Raw genomic sequence first — 15,705 nt, 5'->3', positions numbered from 1 at the left:
AGGCGCCGAACGGCGCGGAGCGGATTTTCCGAGGAGGTGGGCCGTGGGCATCCAGCGCAAGGACGAGCGGCACAACGAGAAGCTCGTCGACGAGATCTCCGAGGGGTTCAACCGCGCCGTGGGGGAGAAGAAGGACGAGGACGACGCACCCAAGCCGCGCTTCGTCATCACCGGCGACGCCCGGGCCACCCCGCCCCCGCGCCGTCGGCAGAGGTGAGCGCCATACCCCGGGTATGGCTAAGGCTTGCCTCACCAACCGAACGGGTGGCCGAACCGCGTAGTGTCGGCCACGACTGGCTGTTTGCAGAGAAAAGCAGGAGTGCGCAGTGACCTACGTGATCGCCGAGCCCTGCGTCGACGTGCTCGACAAGGCGTGTATCGACGAGTGCCCCGTGGACTGCATCTACGAGGGCGAGCGGATGCTGTACATCCACCCGGACGAGTGCGTCGACTGCGGCGCCTGCGAGCCGGTCTGCCCGGTCGAGGCGATCTACTACGAGGACGACGTCCCGGACAACTGGTCGGACTACACCAAGGCCAACGTCGACTTCTTCGACGAGCTCGGTTCGCCCGGCGGAGCCTCCAAGGTGGGCAAGACGGCCCACGACCCGGCGTTCATCAAGGCGCTGCCCCCGCAGGGCGAATGAGCCGGGTCGCGCTGCCCGACTTCCCCTGGGATTCGCTCGCCGAGGTCAAGGCGACGGCGAGCGCGCACCCCGGCGGGATGGTCGACCTCTCCATCGGCACGCCGGTCGACCCGGTCCCGGCCGGCATCCGCGACGCGCTCGCGTCGGTCTCGGAGATCCCGGGGTACCCGACCACGCACGGCATCCCGGCGCTGCGCGCGGCGGCCATCGCCGCGCTCGGCCGCCGGCACGGCGTCACCGGCATCGAGCCGGACGCCGTGCTCCCGACGATCGGGTCGAAGGAGGCCGTGGCCTGGCTGCCGCGGCTGCTCGGCTTCGGTCCCGGCGACCTCGTGGTCATCCCGGAGCTGGCCTACCCGACGTACGAGGTCGGGGCGCTCCTGGCGGGCGCGTCGATCCTGCGTTCCGACGGCCTGACCGCGCTCGGCCCGCAGAAGCCGGCGATGATCTGGCTGAACTCGCCGTCCAACCCGACCGGCAAGGTGCTGCCGGTCGAGCACCTGCGCAAGGTCGTCGAGTGGGCCCGCGAACGCGACGTCGTAGTGGTCTCCGACGAGTGCTACCTGGCGCTCGGCTGGGAGACCTCGCCGTTGTCGGTGCTGCACCCGGACGTCTGCGACGGCCGGATGGACGGCCTGATCGCGGTGCACTCGCTGTCCAAGTCGGCGAACCTGGCCAGTTACCGCGCCGGTTTCCTGACCGGCGACCCGAAGCTGATCGCGCAGCTGCTGGAGATCCGCAAGCACGCCGGCATGATCGTGCCGCGCCCGGTCCAGGAGGCGATGGTCGCCGCCCTGACCGACGACGAGGCCCTCTCCGCCCAGCGCGAGCGGTACGCCCGGCGCCGGCTGGCGCTGCGGAAGGCGTTGCAGGACAACGGTTTCCGCATCGACCACTCCGAAGCTGGACTGTACCTCTGGGCCACCCGCGACGAGGAGGCCCGCACGACGGTCGGCTGGCTGGCCGACCGCGGGATCCTCGTGGCTCCGGGAACGTTCTACGGCCCCAAGGGCGGTAAGCACGTCCGCGTCGCCCTGACCGCGACGGACGAGCGCGTCGACGCCGCCGTGGAGCGCCTGACCGCTTAGAAACTGTCGGTGCTCCCGGCTAGGTTGCCGGTCGTGACGACGATCGAGCTGGCCCGCTTCCGGGTCGAAGACGCCGCGGTGGACCGGATGGTGGCCGAGCGGCCGGCGATGGTCGAGGCGATGCGCCGGCGGTTCCCCGGCTGCCTCGCCGCGTACCTGACCCGGGAGGACGACGGCGGCTGGCTGGACGTCGTCCTGTGGCGCAGCCGCGCCGAAGCCGAGGAAGCGGCCCGGTCGATCGACACGGTGCCCGAGTGCGCCGCCTGGTTCCGGCACATCAGCGCGTCTTCGGGGCTGCGTCACGTCGAAGTCGTCGACGCCTGGCCGGACCCGGCCTGAGGCCCGGCGGTCGCGGTCAGGGCACTGAGCTGTTCGGCCAGCCGCTCGAGCTCGGCCGTCGCCGCGGGCGAGGTGCTGCTGAGCCCGCTGTGCACGGCCGTCCGGCTCCGCAAGAAGCGCCGCAACACGGCCACGAGCAGTCCTGCCGGCAGCGTCCGCAACGCGACGAACCCGCGCGGGACCGGCGGCATCGGCAGGGCGCCCAGGTTCCGCCGCATGAGGTGGAGCATGGCGCGGACCGCGGCCGGGTCATCGGCCAGCGCCACCGGACCGCCGGCCGCCTCCACCGCCTGCCCGAGCGGCACCTCGAACGCGGCGTGCGTCTTGAGCCAGGCGTCCATCCGCGGCTGGGCCTTGGCGTTGATCCCGGCGCGGCGGAACGCCCGCACGATCCGGTCCACGCGCGGGGTGCTCCGCCCGTCGGGTTCGCCGATCGGCATCGGGACCAGGCGGGTCAGGGGGCTGGTCGCGCGGTGGCGGACCACATCGCCGTCCATCGTGCCGCCGTCCGCGGGAAAGCCGAGCAGTACCCGCTCGTGACCGAGCACCGCGCCGAGCGGCTCCGCACCGGCCGCCCAGTTGAGCAGGAACAGCACGTCGCCTTCGACGTCGGCGAGTGACTCCAGCACCGCGTCGACCTGATGGGCGCGGACGAAGACGGCGATCAGGTCGTACCCGCCGGCCGGGTGCTCGACCACCGGCACGGGTACCTGCGTGACGGCCGGGCTGTCCTCCTCGGCGAGCCGTACGCCGTGCCGGCGCAGGGCGGCCAGGCGTTCGCCCCGGGCGAGGAGTGAGACTTCGTGCCCGGCCTCGTGCATGTGGGCGGCGACCACGCTGCCGGTGACCCCGGCGCCGTACACGAGCAGCTTCATGGCGACCTCATTCATTCATACGTTCGTTTGATTCATTCGTCCGTATAGTAGCCACACATGGCGCCACCCGACACCCGCTCCCAGCTCCTCGACGCGGCCGAACGCCTCTTCGCCGAGCACGGTTTCCGGGGTGCCTCGGTCCGCGCGATCACCGAACTCGCCGGAGCGAACCTGGCCGCGATCGGGTACCACTTCGGTTCGAAGGCGGAGCTCTTGGCCGCGGTCGTCCGCCGGGTGGTCGAGCCCATCAACATCGCGCAGGCCGCCGGGCTCGACCGGCTGCTGGCCCGGACCCCGGACCCGCCGGTCGCCGAGCTGGTCGAGGCCTTCGCGGGACCGTTGTTCGACGCGATGCTGGCGGGCGACGAGGGCGGCGCCCGGACGTCCCGGCTGATCATGCGGATCTTCGGCGACCCGGCCGAGGAGATGCGCGCCTGGACCGGCTCGGCCGAGGCGACGGTCCGCGATCGCTACCTGGCGGCCTTCGGGCACGCGTTGCCCGGCCTTTCGGCGGGGGAGCTGTGGTTCCGGATCCGGGGCATCCTCGCCGTGGCGGCCGTGGACCGCGTCGACGTCTACAACGGGCCGGCCCCGGACTGCCCGTCCTCGGGCGAACCGGCCCGGCGCTGGGCGATCACGTTCCTCGCGGCGGCGATGAGCGCGCCGCCGACTAGTAGTCCCGGCCCGTGAACCCGCGGTAGACGAACCGGGTGAGTGCCTCGATCGCCTCTTCGTCGGTCGGCGGTGCCCACCCGGCCGGGGTCGGGTCGAGCAGCCACATCTGCGCGAAGCTGTCGACCAGCTGGTACATCATCGCGATCGACAGCTCCGTGCTCGCCGGCAGCCGCATCCCGGCCGCCGTGACGTGCGCCAGGTGGCCGTTCAGGTCCGACGCCTGGGTCGCACCGAAGCTGGCCAACGTGCGGGCGAACGCGTCGTTGACCATCGACGCCTGGCGCAGCGCCTGCATCGTCGACGCGTGCTCCTTGTAGAAGTCCCAGTACTGGGCCACGTGCCAGCGCACCGCCGCCGGGTCGCTGAAGTCCGAGAGGTGCCCCTCGGCCAGCGCGCTCTCGTCGCCTGACGCCGCGATGTCGGCCAGGAGTGCCTCGAGCAGCTCCTCCTTGCCCGCGAAGTGGTTGTAGAACGACCCCGCGGCCCGGCCCGCCTCGGCGGTGATGTCCGTGATCTTCGTGTTCAGGTAGCCCTTCCGCGCGAACACGCGCCGGGCCGCCGCCTTCAGCGCGGTCTCGGTCTCCGCGGCCTTCTCCTTGCGGTTCACCGCCACCTCCTTGACGCCGGACGCTAGCAGTGTCACTCTGAATCCATATTCACTGAATTTCAATTCACTGGGAGGACGAGATGGACACTCGGGTGCTGATCGCGGGGGCGGGGCCGACCGGGCTGACGCTGGCCATCGAGCTGGCCCGGCGCGACGTCGCCGTGCGGATCATCGACAAGGCCGACACGTACTTCGTGGGCTCGCGCGGCGACGGGCTCCAGCCCCGCACGCTGGAGGTCTTCGAAGACCTCGGAGTGCTCGACGCGGTGCTGGCCGCGGGGGCCGCGCCGGTGCCGATGAAGATCCACGTCGGCGGCGAAGTGGTCGGCGAGCGGATGATGGTCGACCCGGTCGAGCCGACGCCGGCGAAGCCGTACCCGACCGGCTGGTTCCTCGGTCAGTCGCAGACCGAAGGCATCCTGCGCGACCGGCTCGCCGAGTTCGGCGTCCACGTCGAGCTGGCGACCGCGCTGACCGGCTTCGAGCAGGACGAAGACGGTGTCACGGCCACCTTGAGCACCGGCGAGACCGTCCGCGCCGAGTACCTGGTCGGGGCCGACGGGGGCAAGAGCTTCGTGCGCAAGACGCTGGGGATCGCGTTCGAGGGCACCACCGACGAGTCGGTCCGGATGCTGCTCGGCGACGTCCACGCCGAGGGCCTCGACCGCGGTTTCGGGCACTGGTTCGCCTCGCCGGACGACCCGATGCGCGGCATGATGTTCAGCCCGCTGCCGGGCACGCCGTGGTTCCAGTTCGGCTCACCGCTCGGCGACGGCGACCTCGAGGTCGAGACGGCGCTGCCCGCGATCCAGGCCCGGCTCGACGCGCTCACCGGCGGCGGGATCACGCTCTCGGACCTGGCCTGGTCGACGGTGTGGCGGCCGAACGTCCGGCTGGCGGCCCGGTTCCGCGACGGCCGGGTGTTCCTGGCCGGCGACTCCGCGCACGTCCACCCGCCGACCGGCGGCCAGGGCCTGAACACCGGCGTCCAGGACGGCTACAACCTGGGCTGGAAGCTCGCGGACGGCGCACCCGAACTGCTCGACAGCTACGAGGCCGAGCGGCGGGCCAACGCGGCTCGCGTGCTCGGGATCTCGACCGAACTGATGCGGAAGTACGCCGACGGCGACGACGACGCGCACAAGCGCGGCGAGGAAACCCAGCAGCTGGACATCAGCTACCGCGGCGGCCCGCTGTCCCCGGCCGGCACCGGCGCGCTGCGTCCCGGCGACCGCGCCCCCGACTCGCCGCTGGCCGACGCGAACGGCAAGCGCGTGCGGCTGTTCGAGCTGTTCGCCGGCCCGCACGCGACCCGCCTGGTCTTCGGCGACGGCGAGCTGGGGGAGAACGGCTACCGGATCCTGCCCGCGGGCAGCGTCGCGACGGGCACGGACCTGGTCGACGAGGGTGGCCACGCGTACGCGGCCTACGACGTGAAGCCGGGCGCGGAGGTGCTGGTCCGCCCGGACGGTTACGTCTGGTCGGTCTCCCGCGGCTTGTCGTGAGTGTTCAGGGCGGTTAGAACCGCCCTGAACACTCACGACCGGCTGGTCAGGCGTGGAGGGCCTTCGCGGCGGCGTCGACCGCGGCCCAGGACTCGCGCCAGACCGCACGGGCCTCGGCGCGGCGGACCCGTTCGCGCTCGGCGATCCGGCCGGCGACGAAGCCGACCTCGCCGTCCGCCGTCTCCAGCACCGTGCGCATCCGCTCGGCCGCGACCACCGCGTCCTGGTGGTCGCCGAGCACGGTCTGGAAGTCCCGCGTCGCCCTGATCAGCGTCTTGATCCGCTTGGACCGCTTCTTCTTCGCCGACGTCTGGGCCAGCTCGGCGGCGTAGCGCAGCTTCTTGCCGTGGATGCGCAGGTCGTGCAGGTCGTCGTCCGGCGGGTCGGCGGGCAGCGCGCGGACGGCCTTCGTGAGCTTCCGGTGCGGCTTCGCGAGCCCGGCGACCAGGTCGTGTGACTCCTCCGCCACCTCGGCGGCGGCCTCCTGGTCCCGGATCAGCAGGCTGACTTCGCGCAGCAACGTCGAGTAGCGCGCGCTGGACAGCGCCCGGGTCAGCCGCCGCTTCGCCGCCGCGCGTTCGGCGACGAACCGGGACACCAGCCGGTGCCCGGCGGGCTGGTCGCGGACCTCGAAGTCGGCGATGACCTCGCGCAGGTGCTCGATCAGGACGTCGTAGTCCCGCACCTCGCCGAGTGACTGGCCGAGCCAGCCCAGCTCCGCGCGCACCGGCTCGGCGCCGTCCCCGACCAGCCCGCCGGACAGCTTCAGCACGCTGCGCATCCGCCGCAGGGCGACGCGCATCTGGTGCAGGTCCTCGGGGTCGGCGCCCGAGCGCGTGCCGACTTCGTACGCGAGCAGCGCGCGGATTTCCCGGTCGAGCTTGGCCCGCACGTGGTGGACCGCCGGATCCTCCGGGCCCGCCTCGACCGGGAACTCCGGCAGGCCCAGCTCCGCCGGGGTACGAGGCAACGATTCGGTGGTCACCTCATGAATACTAAGTGAACTCCGGCGCTCAGTCGTTCGCGTGCAGGATCGAGTTCAGCTCGACACCGGCGCCGGTCCGCGGCACGACCTCGACCGCGCCGGTCGCCGAGTTGCGGCGGAAGACCGCGCCCGAGACGCCGTTGAGCTCGCGCGCCTTGACGACCTTGCCGTCGACGACGACCTTCGTCCCCGCCGTGACGTACAGCCCGGCCTCGACGACCGTGTCGTCGCCCAGCGAGATCCCTACGCCGCCGTTCGCGCCGATCAGACAGCGCTCGCCCAGCGAGATCGTCTCCTTGCCGCCGCCGGAGAGCGTGCCCATGATCGACGCGCCACCGCCGACGTCCGAGCCGTCGCCGACCACGACGCCGGCCGAGATCCGGCCTTCGACCATCGACGCGCCGAGCGTGCCGGCATTGAAGTTCACGAAGCCTTCGTGCATCACGGTGGTGCCGCTCGCCAGGTGCGCGCCGAGCCGGACGCGGTCCGCGTCGCCGATCCGGACGCCGGAGGGCACGACGTAGTCGACCATCCGCGGGAACTTGTCGACGCTGTAGACGGTCACCGCGCCGCGCGAGCGCAGCCGCAGCCGGGTCGTCTCGAAGCCTTCGACCGGGCACGGGCCGTGGTTGGTCCACACGACGTTGGCCAGCAGGCCGAACATGCCGTCGAGGTTCTGGCCGTGCGGGCGGACCAGCCGGTGCGAGAGCAGGTGCAGCCGCAGGTACATGTCGTGGGTGTCCGCGGGCGCGTCGGCCAGCTTGCCGATCGTGGTGCGGACGGCGACGACCTCGACCCCGCGGTCGGTGTCCGGGCCGAGCAGCGCCGCGGCGGCTTCACCGAGGATCTCGGTGGCTTCCTCCGCGCTGAGGCGCTCGGTACCGGCGGTGCCGGTTTCGGTCAGCTTCGGGTGCGGGTACCAGGTCTCGAGGACCGTCCCGTCGGTCGCGACGGTGGCCAGCCCGACGCCGCTGGCGCCGGTCGTTTCGGGGTTCGGGCTCTGCTCGCTCACGGCCCTCACCGTAGTCGAGTGACGGGGATCAACCAGTCGTGGGCCGGGCGTCCACCTGCTTCTTCAGGCCGGAAAGCGCCGCGGCGACGTCGACCAGCGCCTGCGTGCACGGACCTCCCGCGTCGGGCACGGTCGTGCAGCCGGCACTGCGGAAGGCCTTGACGGCCGTGTCCAGCTTGTCGGCCTCGGTGACCAGCTGCGGGTCGCGGTCGTCCGCGCGCTTGCGGGCGGTGCCCGGCACGTTGGCGACCTCCGTGACGTACTTCTCACAGCCCTTCGGCAGCTGGGTGCGCGGGCTCGCGTAGCACTGGTCGGCGGTCAGCGCGTCCAGCTTCGTCGGGAGCGCGTCCGGCCCGGGCTCGCCGCCCTGCTTGGGGGTCGGGCCCGCTTCGTTTCCGCAGCCGGACAGGACCAGGACCAGCAACGCGCCGCCGATGGCGACCGGGAACTTACGCACACCCTCACGGTAGCGTGCCGGGCATGAGTCTCGACCTGCACGCCGACCCCGTCGACCTGACCGCCGCGCTCGTGGACACCTTCAGCGTCTCGGGCAGCGAGGACGAATTGGCGACGTTCGTGCAGGAAGCGCTCCAGAAGCAGGCGCCGCACCTCGAAGTGATCCGCAACGGCGACGCCGTCCTCGCGCGCACGAACCTCGGCCGCCCGTCGCGGGTCGTGCTCGCCGGGCACCTGGACACGGTGCCGGAGAACGGCAACTTGCCTTCGCGGCGCGAAGGCACCGGCGCCGACGAGATCCTGCACGGCCTCGGCACGGTCGACATGAAGAGCGGCGACGCGGTGTTCCTGCACCTCGCGGCGACGCTGCCGGAACCCAAGCACGACGTCACCTTCGTCTTCTACGACAACGAAGAGGTCGAAGCGGTCAAGAACGGCCTCGGCCGGATCGAGCGCGAGCTGCCGGAGTGGCTGGCCGGCGACCTGGCGATCGTCGGCGAGCCGTCGAACGGCGTGATCGAGGCGGGCTGCCAGGGCACGATGCGCGTCGAGCTGCGTCTCGCGGGGAAGCGTGCGCACACCGCGCGGGCGTGGATGGGGGAGAACGCGATCCACGCGCTGGCCGAGCCCCTGCGGCGGCTGGCGGAGTACGCGCCGCGGGTCGTGGACATCGACGGGCTGACGTACCGCGAGGGTCTGCAGGCGACGAAGATCAGCGGTGGGGTGGCGGGCAACGTGGTCCCGGACGCGGCCGTGCTGACGGTGAACCACCGCTTCGCCCCGGACCGCGACCCGGCGGCCGCCGAGCGTCACCTGCGCGAGGTGTTCGACGGCTACGAACTGTCCGTTGTGGACCTTTCGCCGGGAGCGCTGCCGGGCCTGTCGGCTCCGGCGGCGGCCGAGCTGGTGGCGGCGGCGGGCGGTCGCGCGGCGGCGAAGCTGGGGTGGACGGACGTGGCGCGCTTCGCGGCGTTGGGGATGCCGGCGGTGAACTTCGGCCCGGGCAACCCGACGCTGGCCCACACGAAGCAGGAGAACGTCCACACGGCGGAGATCCGCCAGGTGACCGAGGTCCTGCGCAAGTTCCTGTCCTGAGTGGCCCCAGCGCCCCAATGTGGCGTTGGTTGCGTGGGACGCACCGAACGCCACATTGGGTGCGTCCCACGCACCGAACGCCACATTGGGGCGTAGTGGCGACCGTCACACTTGCGGATGCTGAGCTGCGGTGACGTACCGTTGCCGGTCTTCACCGCAACTTTTCCGCGCTGCCGTCCGTATCTTCCCGTGAGGGGAATCCGGGAGGGACCATGCCGAAAACCGCGAGACGGGCCGCGGCCGTCGCCGTGCTCGCGCTGGCGGTCGCCGGTGCTCTCACCGCCTGTGAGCAGCAACCCGTCGCCGCGCCCGCGGCCGGGCCGATCGTCACCGCCATCGGCGAGGCCACCGCGCTGCCGCCGCCGCCCGCCGAGCCCCAGCAGCCGGTTCAGCCGGTGCAGCAGAGCGTCGAGGTCGCCATCTCGTTCCCGCGGACCGGCTCCGGTCAGTGGATGTTCACCCCGGGCAGCGACGAGGTGGCGGGCACGCAGGGCAAGCTCATGCGCTACCGGATCGCGCTCGAGACCGACATCGACGGCGTCGGGCCGGTCGCGTTCGCCAAGGCCATCCGCGGCATCCTCGGCGACCCGCGCGGCTGGACCGGCGGCGGCGAGTGGCGGCTGCAGCAGGTCGGGCCGGAGGACTCCGCCGACTTCACGATCTACCTCGCGACGCCCGCCAGCCGCGACAAGCTCTGCGGTGGCACCCCCGACGGCTACACGTCCTGCCGCAACGGCAGCAACGTCGTGCTCAACGTCGCCCGCTGGGCCAACGCCGTGCCGGGTTACGGCGCCTCGCTCGACGTCTACCGCCAGTACATGGTCACCCACGAGACCGGGCACCGGCTCGGCCACGGCCACGAGCTGTGCCCGGGCGCGGGCCGGCCGGCGCCGGTGATGGAGCAGCAGACGCTCGGGCTGCACGGCTGCGTCCCGAACCCCTGGCCGTTCCCGAACGGCCGCGAGTACGCGGGCCCGTCCGGCGAGTACGACGACCCCATCCCGGCCGGCGACTCGTGAGTGTTTAGGGCGGTTAGAACCGCCCTAAACACTCACGACCGCGTCAGCGGCCCTGCAACGACTTGACGTTGTCGCCGAAGGTCCAGCCCTTCGAGCCGTCCCAGTTGATCGACCAGTCCATCAGGCCCTTGAGCCCCGGGATCGCGCGCCACGCCTGGGAAACCAGGCTCGGCGACATATAGCCGCCGCCCGCGCCGGGCTGGGCGGGCAGACCGGGAACCTGCTTGTCGTAAGGCACCCGGATCGTCGTGCCCTGCACGACCAGGCCCTGGTTCAGGCACTGCGTCTGGACGGTGAAGCCCTGCACGGTCCCGGCCTGGTACGAGTCGCCGGAGCAGCCGTACATCGACCCGTTGTAGTACTGCATGTTCAGCCACCACAGCCGGCCGTTGTCCGCGTACTTCTTGACGATCGGCAGGTACGCGCCCCAGATCGAGCCGTACGTGATGCTGCCGCCGGTCACGTACGCGGTTTCCGGCGCCATCGTGAACCCGAAGTTCGCCGGCATCTGCGCGAGCACGCCGTCGATGATGCGGATCAGGTTGGACTGCGACGCCGAGAGCGTCTTGATGTTCCCGCTGCCGGTGAGGCCGGTCTCGATGTCGATGTCGATCCCGTCGAAGTTGTACTGCTTCAGGATCGGCACGACGGTGGCGACGAACCGGTCGGCCACCGCCGAGGACGACAGGTCTATCCCGGCGGCCGCGCCGCCGATCGACATCAGGATCGTCGCCCCCGCGGCCTTCGCCGCGCACATCTCGGCGGGTGTGGACACCTTGACCCCGGCGTCCATCCCGTTCTCCCACAGCACGGTCCCGTCGGAGCGGATCACCGGGAAGGCGGCGTTGATGACGTTGTAGCCGTGCTGGGCCATGCGGCTGTCGGTGATCGGGACCCAGCCCAGCCCGGGGTGGACGCCGTTCGCGGCGCCGTCCCAGTTCTCCCAGTACCCCTGGAGGACCTTGCCGGCGGGCCGCGACTTCACCGCGCACGTGTCGGCCTGCACCGCCCCCTGTGCGGGGGCCGGCACGAGCAGCGGGACGGCCAGCACCGCCGCCAGGAGGGTTCCGAAGAAGCGGGTTCTGCGACCGGACATACCGGCTCCCATCGTCGTCGAGGGCGAACGCGGCGTGTCCGTCCACGATAGGGACCGGCGGAAAGCGCTGACTACCTACGAACGGGTGGTCTAGACAACCGGGGCGCCTCCGCGGCGAAGGCGCCCCGGTCGCGGCTCAGACGGTCAGCGTCCAGGAGGACAGGTATCCGGTGTCGGCCGGGCCCACGTCACGCAGCTGGAGCTTCCACGCGCCGTTCGCGGCCTCCGAAGAAGCGTTGACGGTGTAGGTCGTGTCGAGGTTCGGCGTCGAGTCGCTGCTGGAGTTCTTCAGCCGGTACGCCGTGCCGTCCGGGGCGACGAGGTCGAGGACCAGGTCACCGCGGTAGGTGTGGGTGATGTGCACCTCGACCTTCGTGGTGCCGGACGCGGTGCGCGCGCAGCCGCCTACGGTCGCGGTGCTGGTCACCGCGGCCCCCGGGTAGTCCGGGATGTCGAGCCGCGTCGAGGTGGTCACTGCAGCGCAGGACGAGCCGCCGATGCCGAACGAGAACGACGCCGTGTGGTCGGCGCTCGCGCCGTCCGCGGTCACGGTCACCGGGAAGGTGCCGGTCGGGGTGGTCGACGACGTCGTGATGGTCAGCGTCGACGATCCGCCCGACTGGACGGTGGCCGGGCTGAACGACGCGGTCGCGCCCGCGGGCAGGCCGGACGCCGACAGCGAGACGGACTGCGCGCTGCCGGACGTCGTCGTGGTGGTCACGGCGACCTGCAGCGACTGTCCGGGTTGGACGGTCCCGGCGGTCGGGTTCAGGCTCACCGAGAAGTCGTTGCCCTGCGTCGTGGCGACGGCCAGCTTCCACAGCGCGTACCCGATCGCGTCGGAATTCTTCTCCAGCGGGGTGTCCGGGATGTTCGACGTCGTGTCGCAGGCGCGGTGGTAGCAGTTGTCGAACGCCGCACCCGCGGTGCCGCCCCACTTCTGCGCCTGCGCCGAGCTCTTGATGTCGCCGGCGCCGGTGGCCAGGCCGCCGACCGGGATGCCCGCGCTCTTGAACGACGCGTGGTCCGACCGGCCGTCACCCTCGCTGTCGCCCTCGGTCTGGATGCCGATCGAGGAGAAGTACTCGTCGAAGATCGCCTTGACCGAAGCGACGTCGTCGTAGACGAAGTAGCCCCAGTTCTTGGAGCCGATCATGTCGAAGTTGAGGTAGGTCTTGATCTTCGTGCGCTCGGCGCTGGGCAGGTTGTTGACGTAGTACTTGGAACCGACCAGGCCGGACTCCTCGTCGGCCCACCAGGCGAAGCGGACGCGCTTGGCCATCGCCGGGTTGGTGCGCGCCAGCGTCAGCGCCGTCTCGAGGATCGACGCGCTGCCGGAGCCGTTGTCGTTGATGCCGGGGCCGGCGCTCACGCTGTCGAGGTGCGCGCCGAGCATGATGACCTGGCTCGCGTCACCCTGCGGCCATTCGGCGATGAGGTTCTGCGACTGCCCGATGCAGCTGGTGCAGGTCTGGCGCGTCGTGGTGAACCCGGCGTTCTTGAGCAGGTTCTCCACATAGGACACCGACGCCGCGTAGCCGCTGCCGCGCGGCGAGCGCGTGCCGCCGTTGTTGGTGGCGATGGTCTGCAGCTGGTTGAGATGAGTCTTGATGTTGGCCAGCGAGATGTCCGGCGCGGCGAGCGCCGTGGCGGCGGTGGCTGTAGCGCCTCCGGGCACGCTGACGACGCCCAAAACGGCGGCCAGGGCGGTGACCCCGGCTCCGAGTCTGGTCTTCCACTTCATGGCGGTGAATTCCTTCGGCGGGGGGAGGGAAAGCCGTGAATGTCGCATTGAAGGACTTAGAGTCCCTCAATGCGACATTCACGGCTTTGGGGCGGGGACTACACGGTCAACGTCCAGGAGGACAGGTAACCGGTGTCGGCGGGGCCGACGTCGCGGATCTGGAGCTTCCACGCACCGTTCGCGGCTTCCGAAGAAGCGTTCACGGTGTAGGTGGTGTTGATGTTCGGGGTCGAGCTGCTGCTGGAGTTCTTCAGCCGGTAGGCGGTGCCGTCCGGCGCGACCAGGTCGAGGACCAGGTCACCGCTGTAGGTGTGGGTGATGTGCACCTCGACCTTGGTCGTCGACGACGCGGTGCGCGCGCAGCCGGCCACGGTGTTGGTGCTGCTGACCGCGGCACCCGGGTAGTCCGGGATGTCCAGCCGGGTGCCGTTGGTCACCGCGGCGCACGAGGAAGTGGTCCCGACGGTCAGCGCGTACTGCGCGGTGTGGTCGGTGCTCGCCCCGTCCGCGGTGATGGTCACCTGGCTGGTGCCGTTCGGGGTCGACGCGGAAGTCGCGATGGTCAGCGTCGAGGTGCCACCCGACTGGATGGTCGCCGGGCTGAACGTCGCGGTCGCGCCGGCGGGCAGGCCGGAGGCGGACAGCGTGATCGACTGCGCCGCGCCGGAGGTGATCGCGGTGCTGATCGTGGTCGTCGCCGAGGCGCCCGGCTGCACGGAACCCGAAGCCGGGTTCAGCGCGACGGAGAAGTCCGGCCCGCCGCCGCTGCACGAGGCAGGCTCACCGGTCGCGGCGGTGACGGAGACGGCGTCCCACGCGGCCTTGGTGGCGTTGTACTCGGTGCAGCTGCCCGGGAAGAGCGCGATCGCGGCTTCGAGGGTCGCCTTGCGGGCGGCTTTGTGGTTCCACGACGAGGTCTTCTTCAGCAGGCCGTTGTAGAAGATCTGGCCGGCCTTCTGGATGCCGACGCCGGTGACGCTCGAGTTGTTGCAGGTCGGGCTGGCGGGCTTGCCGCCACCCGGGTTCGAGCCCTCGGCCAGCAGGTAGAACCAGTGGTTCTGCGGGCCGGCAGCGGCGTGCACCTCGGTGCTGGGGATCGACGACGAGTAGCAGTTCGGGTCGCCGACCAGCGACGGCTGGTACATGTAGCGGATCGGGCCGTCGCCGACCAGGTTGACACCCTCGCCGACCTGGTAGTCCGGGACGTCCTTCGGGTTGTTGGCGTACGCCTCGGTCAGCGCGCCGAAGATGTCCCCGGTCGACTCGTTCATGCCGCCGTTCTCGTTGCCGGAACCGGCACCGCCTGGGGTGAACTGGAAGATGCCGTGCCCGAACTCGTGGCCGACGACGTCCATCGAGGTGGCCTGGCGCTGGTTGTCCTGCGAGTGCCCGAAGTGGGTCGAGGAGCCGTTCCAGTAGGCGTTGACGTCACTGAGGCCGACGGACGCCGGGTAGCCGGTGCCACTGCCGTTGATGCCGTTGCGGCCCAGCCAGTCGGCCAGCATCTTCCACTCGGTCTGCACGCCGAAGAGCGTGTCGACGCAGGCGGTTTCGAGGTCCGTGCCGGTCCCGTTGCCCCACGCGTTGTCGGTGCCGCTGTAGACGGAACCGCCCTCGCGGCCGCAGCTGATGCCGGTGCGGCCCGGGTCGCGCATGGTGTACGTGGTGCCGGACTGCGTCGTGTCGATGGCGACGTTGCCGACGTAGTAGCTGTTGCCGGTGCCGGCGACGTTCACCGTGCTCGGCTGGGCTTGGGTGCGCGCCCCGGAGGCGAACGTCTTGACGTCGTCCCGCTTGTCGAGCACCGCGCCGGTCGCCGCGTCGACGAAGACGTGCAGATTGCTCGGCGCGGTGGCGGTGCGCCCGGCGACGACGACCTCGTAGGCGAGCTTCGGGTTCGCCCCGGCCAGCACGACCTTCTCCGGCGTGCTCACACTGTCCACAGTGGGCAGTTGGGCGCGTGCGGTGGCCGCGGCCTTCGCGGCGTCGAGCGCGGCCTGCGTCCCGACGGTGATGGCCGCGGTCTCGGCGGCGCTCGTGCCGCGGACGCGCCCGGCGCCGTCGGCGACGACGACCGCGTCCCCGCCCACGACCCGCAGGCCCTGGTAGGTCCGCTGGTAGGCGCCGTAGAACAGCCCGCCGCCACCGGCGGTCAGGCCGATGCGCTGGAAGGCTTCGGCGGGGCCGCGCTTCAGCGCGTCCAGCCCCGAAGCGGCCGCTTGGTCGGCTGCACGGGCGGCGGCGACATCCGGTGCGGCGGGCTGGGCCTGGGGAGTCGCGCTCGCCGGGGTCACCGGCAGCGCGAGAGTCATGGCGAGCCCGGCGGCGGCCGCCAAGCCCGTTCTGAACCCACGATGGGTCATCGAGGTCTTCCTTCCACGAAGGCAGGACGATGGGGTGCGGTGCGGGGGAAAGGGGGACGTGTCCGGGGTGCTAACAGCAGGTATGCGTCCGGACGCATCCGAGTAAAGGATCAGCGGATCAGGGCGTCAATGCGCCGAACGGACCAACGCCGCGTTCCGGATTCAGCGGTCAATTCGTACAAACCCCGCCGATGCTGGG

16 protein-coding genes are annotated in these 15,705 nt (G+C 71.2%); 8 read left to right on the top strand and 8 right to left on the bottom strand.

The features are described from left to right. Positions 1–43: 43 nt before the first annotated feature. From QRX60_RS06170 to QRX60_RS06155, 4 genes are all read left to right on the top strand, one after another. A complete protein-coding gene (locus QRX60_RS06170; RefSeq protein ID WP_285999830.1) occupies positions 44–217 on the top strand; it encodes a hypothetical protein in 174 nt (57 codons plus the stop codon). A 109-nt stretch (positions 218–326) separates the two neighbouring features. Further along, complete coding sequence (fdxA, locus tag QRX60_RS06165; protein ID WP_003083029.1) at positions 327–647, top strand: ferredoxin; 321 nt, start codon at positions 327–329, stop codon at positions 645–647. Then, complete coding sequence (dapC, locus tag QRX60_RS06160) at positions 644–1,735, top strand: succinyldiaminopimelate transaminase (RefSeq protein ID WP_285999829.1); 1,092 nt, start codon at positions 644–646, stop codon at positions 1,733–1,735. Before fdxA ends, dapC begins: the two co-directional genes overlap by 4 nt. 33 nt (positions 1,736–1,768) lie before the next feature. After that, positions 1,769–2,074 (top strand): antibiotic biosynthesis monooxygenase, encoded by a 306-nt coding sequence (locus tag QRX60_RS06155; protein WP_285999828.1) that lies wholly within the window; start codon positions 1,769–1,771, stop codon positions 2,072–2,074. Here QRX60_RS06155 and QRX60_RS06150 read toward each other — a convergent pair. Then, the gene (locus tag QRX60_RS06150) at positions 2,035–2,949 is read right to left on the bottom strand and encodes a ketopantoate reductase family protein (protein WP_285999827.1); all 915 of its coding nucleotides are present in this window, start codon (positions 2,947–2,949) and stop codon (positions 2,035–2,037) included. The genes QRX60_RS06155 and QRX60_RS06150 overlap by 40 nt on opposite strands. A gap of 57 nt (positions 2,950–3,006) precedes the next feature. On the opposite strand from QRX60_RS06150, the gene QRX60_RS06145 reads away from it, so the two are divergent. After that, positions 3,007–3,639 carry a TetR/AcrR family transcriptional regulator gene (locus QRX60_RS06145; RefSeq protein ID WP_285999826.1) on the top strand — a complete coding sequence of 211 codons (633 nt, stop codon included), beginning with the start codon at positions 3,007–3,009 and terminating at the stop codon, positions 3,637–3,639. On the opposite strand, the gene QRX60_RS06140 is transcribed toward QRX60_RS06145, so the two are convergent. Beyond that, on the bottom strand, positions 3,620–4,267 hold the full coding sequence (locus QRX60_RS06140; RefSeq protein ID WP_285999825.1) for a TetR/AcrR family transcriptional regulator: 648 nt from the start codon (positions 4,265–4,267) through the stop codon (positions 3,620–3,622). The genes QRX60_RS06145 and QRX60_RS06140 overlap by 20 nt on opposite strands. A gap of 44 nt (positions 4,268–4,311) precedes the next feature. On the opposite strand from QRX60_RS06140, the gene QRX60_RS06135 reads away from it, so the two are divergent. Further along, positions 4,312–5,736 (top strand): FAD-dependent monooxygenase, encoded by a 1,425-nt coding sequence (locus QRX60_RS06135; RefSeq protein ID WP_285999824.1) that lies wholly within the window; start codon positions 4,312–4,314, stop codon positions 5,734–5,736. Between the two features lie 46 nt (positions 5,737–5,782). On the opposite strand, the gene QRX60_RS06130 is transcribed toward QRX60_RS06135, so the two are convergent. From QRX60_RS06130 to QRX60_RS06120, 3 genes are read right to left on the bottom strand one after another with little or no spacing between them, the layout of a single operon-like run. Next, on the bottom strand, positions 5,783–6,721 hold the full coding sequence (locus QRX60_RS06130; RefSeq protein ID WP_285999823.1) for a CHAD domain-containing protein: 939 nt from the start codon (positions 6,719–6,721) through the stop codon (positions 5,783–5,785). 28 nt (positions 6,722–6,749) lie between these two features. Continuing rightward, positions 6,750–7,733 (bottom strand): 2,3,4,5-tetrahydropyridine-2,6-dicarboxylate N-succinyltransferase, encoded by a 984-nt coding sequence (gene dapD, locus QRX60_RS06125; protein ID WP_285999822.1) that lies wholly within the window; start codon positions 7,731–7,733, stop codon positions 6,750–6,752. 28 nt (positions 7,734–7,761) lie between these two features. Next, entirely contained in the window at positions 7,762–8,169 is a 408-nt protein-coding gene (locus QRX60_RS06120; protein ID WP_286003515.1) for a hypothetical protein, read from the bottom strand. Between the two features lie 44 nt (positions 8,170–8,213). Here QRX60_RS06120 and dapE point away from each other — a divergent pair, with 44 nt between their 5' ends. Next, positions 8,214–9,284, top strand: coding sequence for a succinyl-diaminopimelate desuccinylase (gene dapE / locus QRX60_RS06115; protein WP_285999821.1), 1,071 nt, complete (start codon positions 8,214–8,216; stop codon positions 9,282–9,284). A 212-nt stretch (positions 9,285–9,496) separates the two neighbouring features. Next, positions 9,497–10,303 (top strand): DUF3152 domain-containing protein, encoded by an 807-nt coding sequence (locus QRX60_RS06110; protein ID WP_285999820.1) that lies wholly within the window; start codon positions 9,497–9,499, stop codon positions 10,301–10,303. A gap of 43 nt (positions 10,304–10,346) precedes the next feature. Here the strand turns inward: QRX60_RS06110 and QRX60_RS06105 are convergent, their stop codons facing one another. The 3 genes from QRX60_RS06105 to QRX60_RS06095 form a co-directional block, all read right to left on the bottom strand. Further along, complete coding sequence (locus QRX60_RS06105) at positions 10,347–11,399, bottom strand: chitinase (RefSeq protein WP_285999819.1); 1,053 nt, start codon at positions 11,397–11,399, stop codon at positions 10,347–10,349. A 136-nt stretch (positions 11,400–11,535) separates the two neighbouring features. Then, the gene (locus tag QRX60_RS06100; RefSeq protein WP_285999818.1) at positions 11,536–13,143 is read right to left on the bottom strand and encodes a M28 family peptidase; all 1,608 of its coding nucleotides are present in this window, start codon (positions 13,141–13,143) and stop codon (positions 11,536–11,538) included. Between the two features lie 98 nt (positions 13,144–13,241). Then, the gene (locus tag QRX60_RS06095) at positions 13,242–15,506 is read right to left on the bottom strand and encodes a M4 family metallopeptidase (protein WP_285999817.1); all 2,265 of its coding nucleotides are present in this window, start codon (positions 15,504–15,506) and stop codon (positions 13,242–13,244) included. Positions 15,507–15,705 lie beyond the last annotated feature (199 nt).

The organism is Amycolatopsis mongoliensis (assembly GCF_030285665.1).
Classification (GTDB): Bacteria; Actinomycetota; Actinomycetes; order Mycobacteriales; family Pseudonocardiaceae; genus Amycolatopsis; species Amycolatopsis mongoliensis.
This window is presented reverse-complemented; position numbering and strand designations above follow the sequence as displayed.

Coding starts and splice junctions, on each gene's coding strand:
- dapC (WP_285999829.1), top strand. CDS start 644: ATGAGCCGGGTCGCGCTGCCCGACTTCCCCTGGGATTCGCTCGCCGAG.
- QRX60_RS06150 (WP_285999827.1), bottom strand. CDS start 2,949: ATGAAGCTGCTCGTGTACGGCGCCGGGGTCACCGGCAGCGTGGTCGCC.
- QRX60_RS06145 (WP_285999826.1), top strand. CDS start 3,007: ATGGCGCCACCCGACACCCGCTCCCAGCTCCTCGACGCGGCCGAACGC.
- QRX60_RS06135 (WP_285999824.1), top strand. CDS start 4,312: ATGGACACTCGGGTGCTGATCGCGGGGGCGGGGCCGACCGGGCTGACG.
- dapE (WP_285999821.1), top strand. CDS start 8,214: ATGAGTCTCGACCTGCACGCCGACCCCGTCGACCTGACCGCCGCGCTC.
- QRX60_RS06110 (WP_285999820.1), top strand. CDS start 9,497: ATGCCGAAAACCGCGAGACGGGCCGCGGCCGTCGCCGTGCTCGCGCTG.
- QRX60_RS06105 (WP_285999819.1), bottom strand. CDS start 11,399: ATGTCCGGTCGCAGAACCCGCTTCTTCGGAACCCTCCTGGCGGCGGTG.
- QRX60_RS06100 (WP_285999818.1), bottom strand. CDS start 13,143: ATGAAGTGGAAGACCAGACTCGGAGCCGGGGTCACCGCCCTGGCCGCC.
- QRX60_RS06095 (WP_285999817.1), bottom strand. CDS start 15,506: ATGACCCATCGTGGGTTCAGAACGGGCTTGGCGGCCGCCGCCGGGCTC.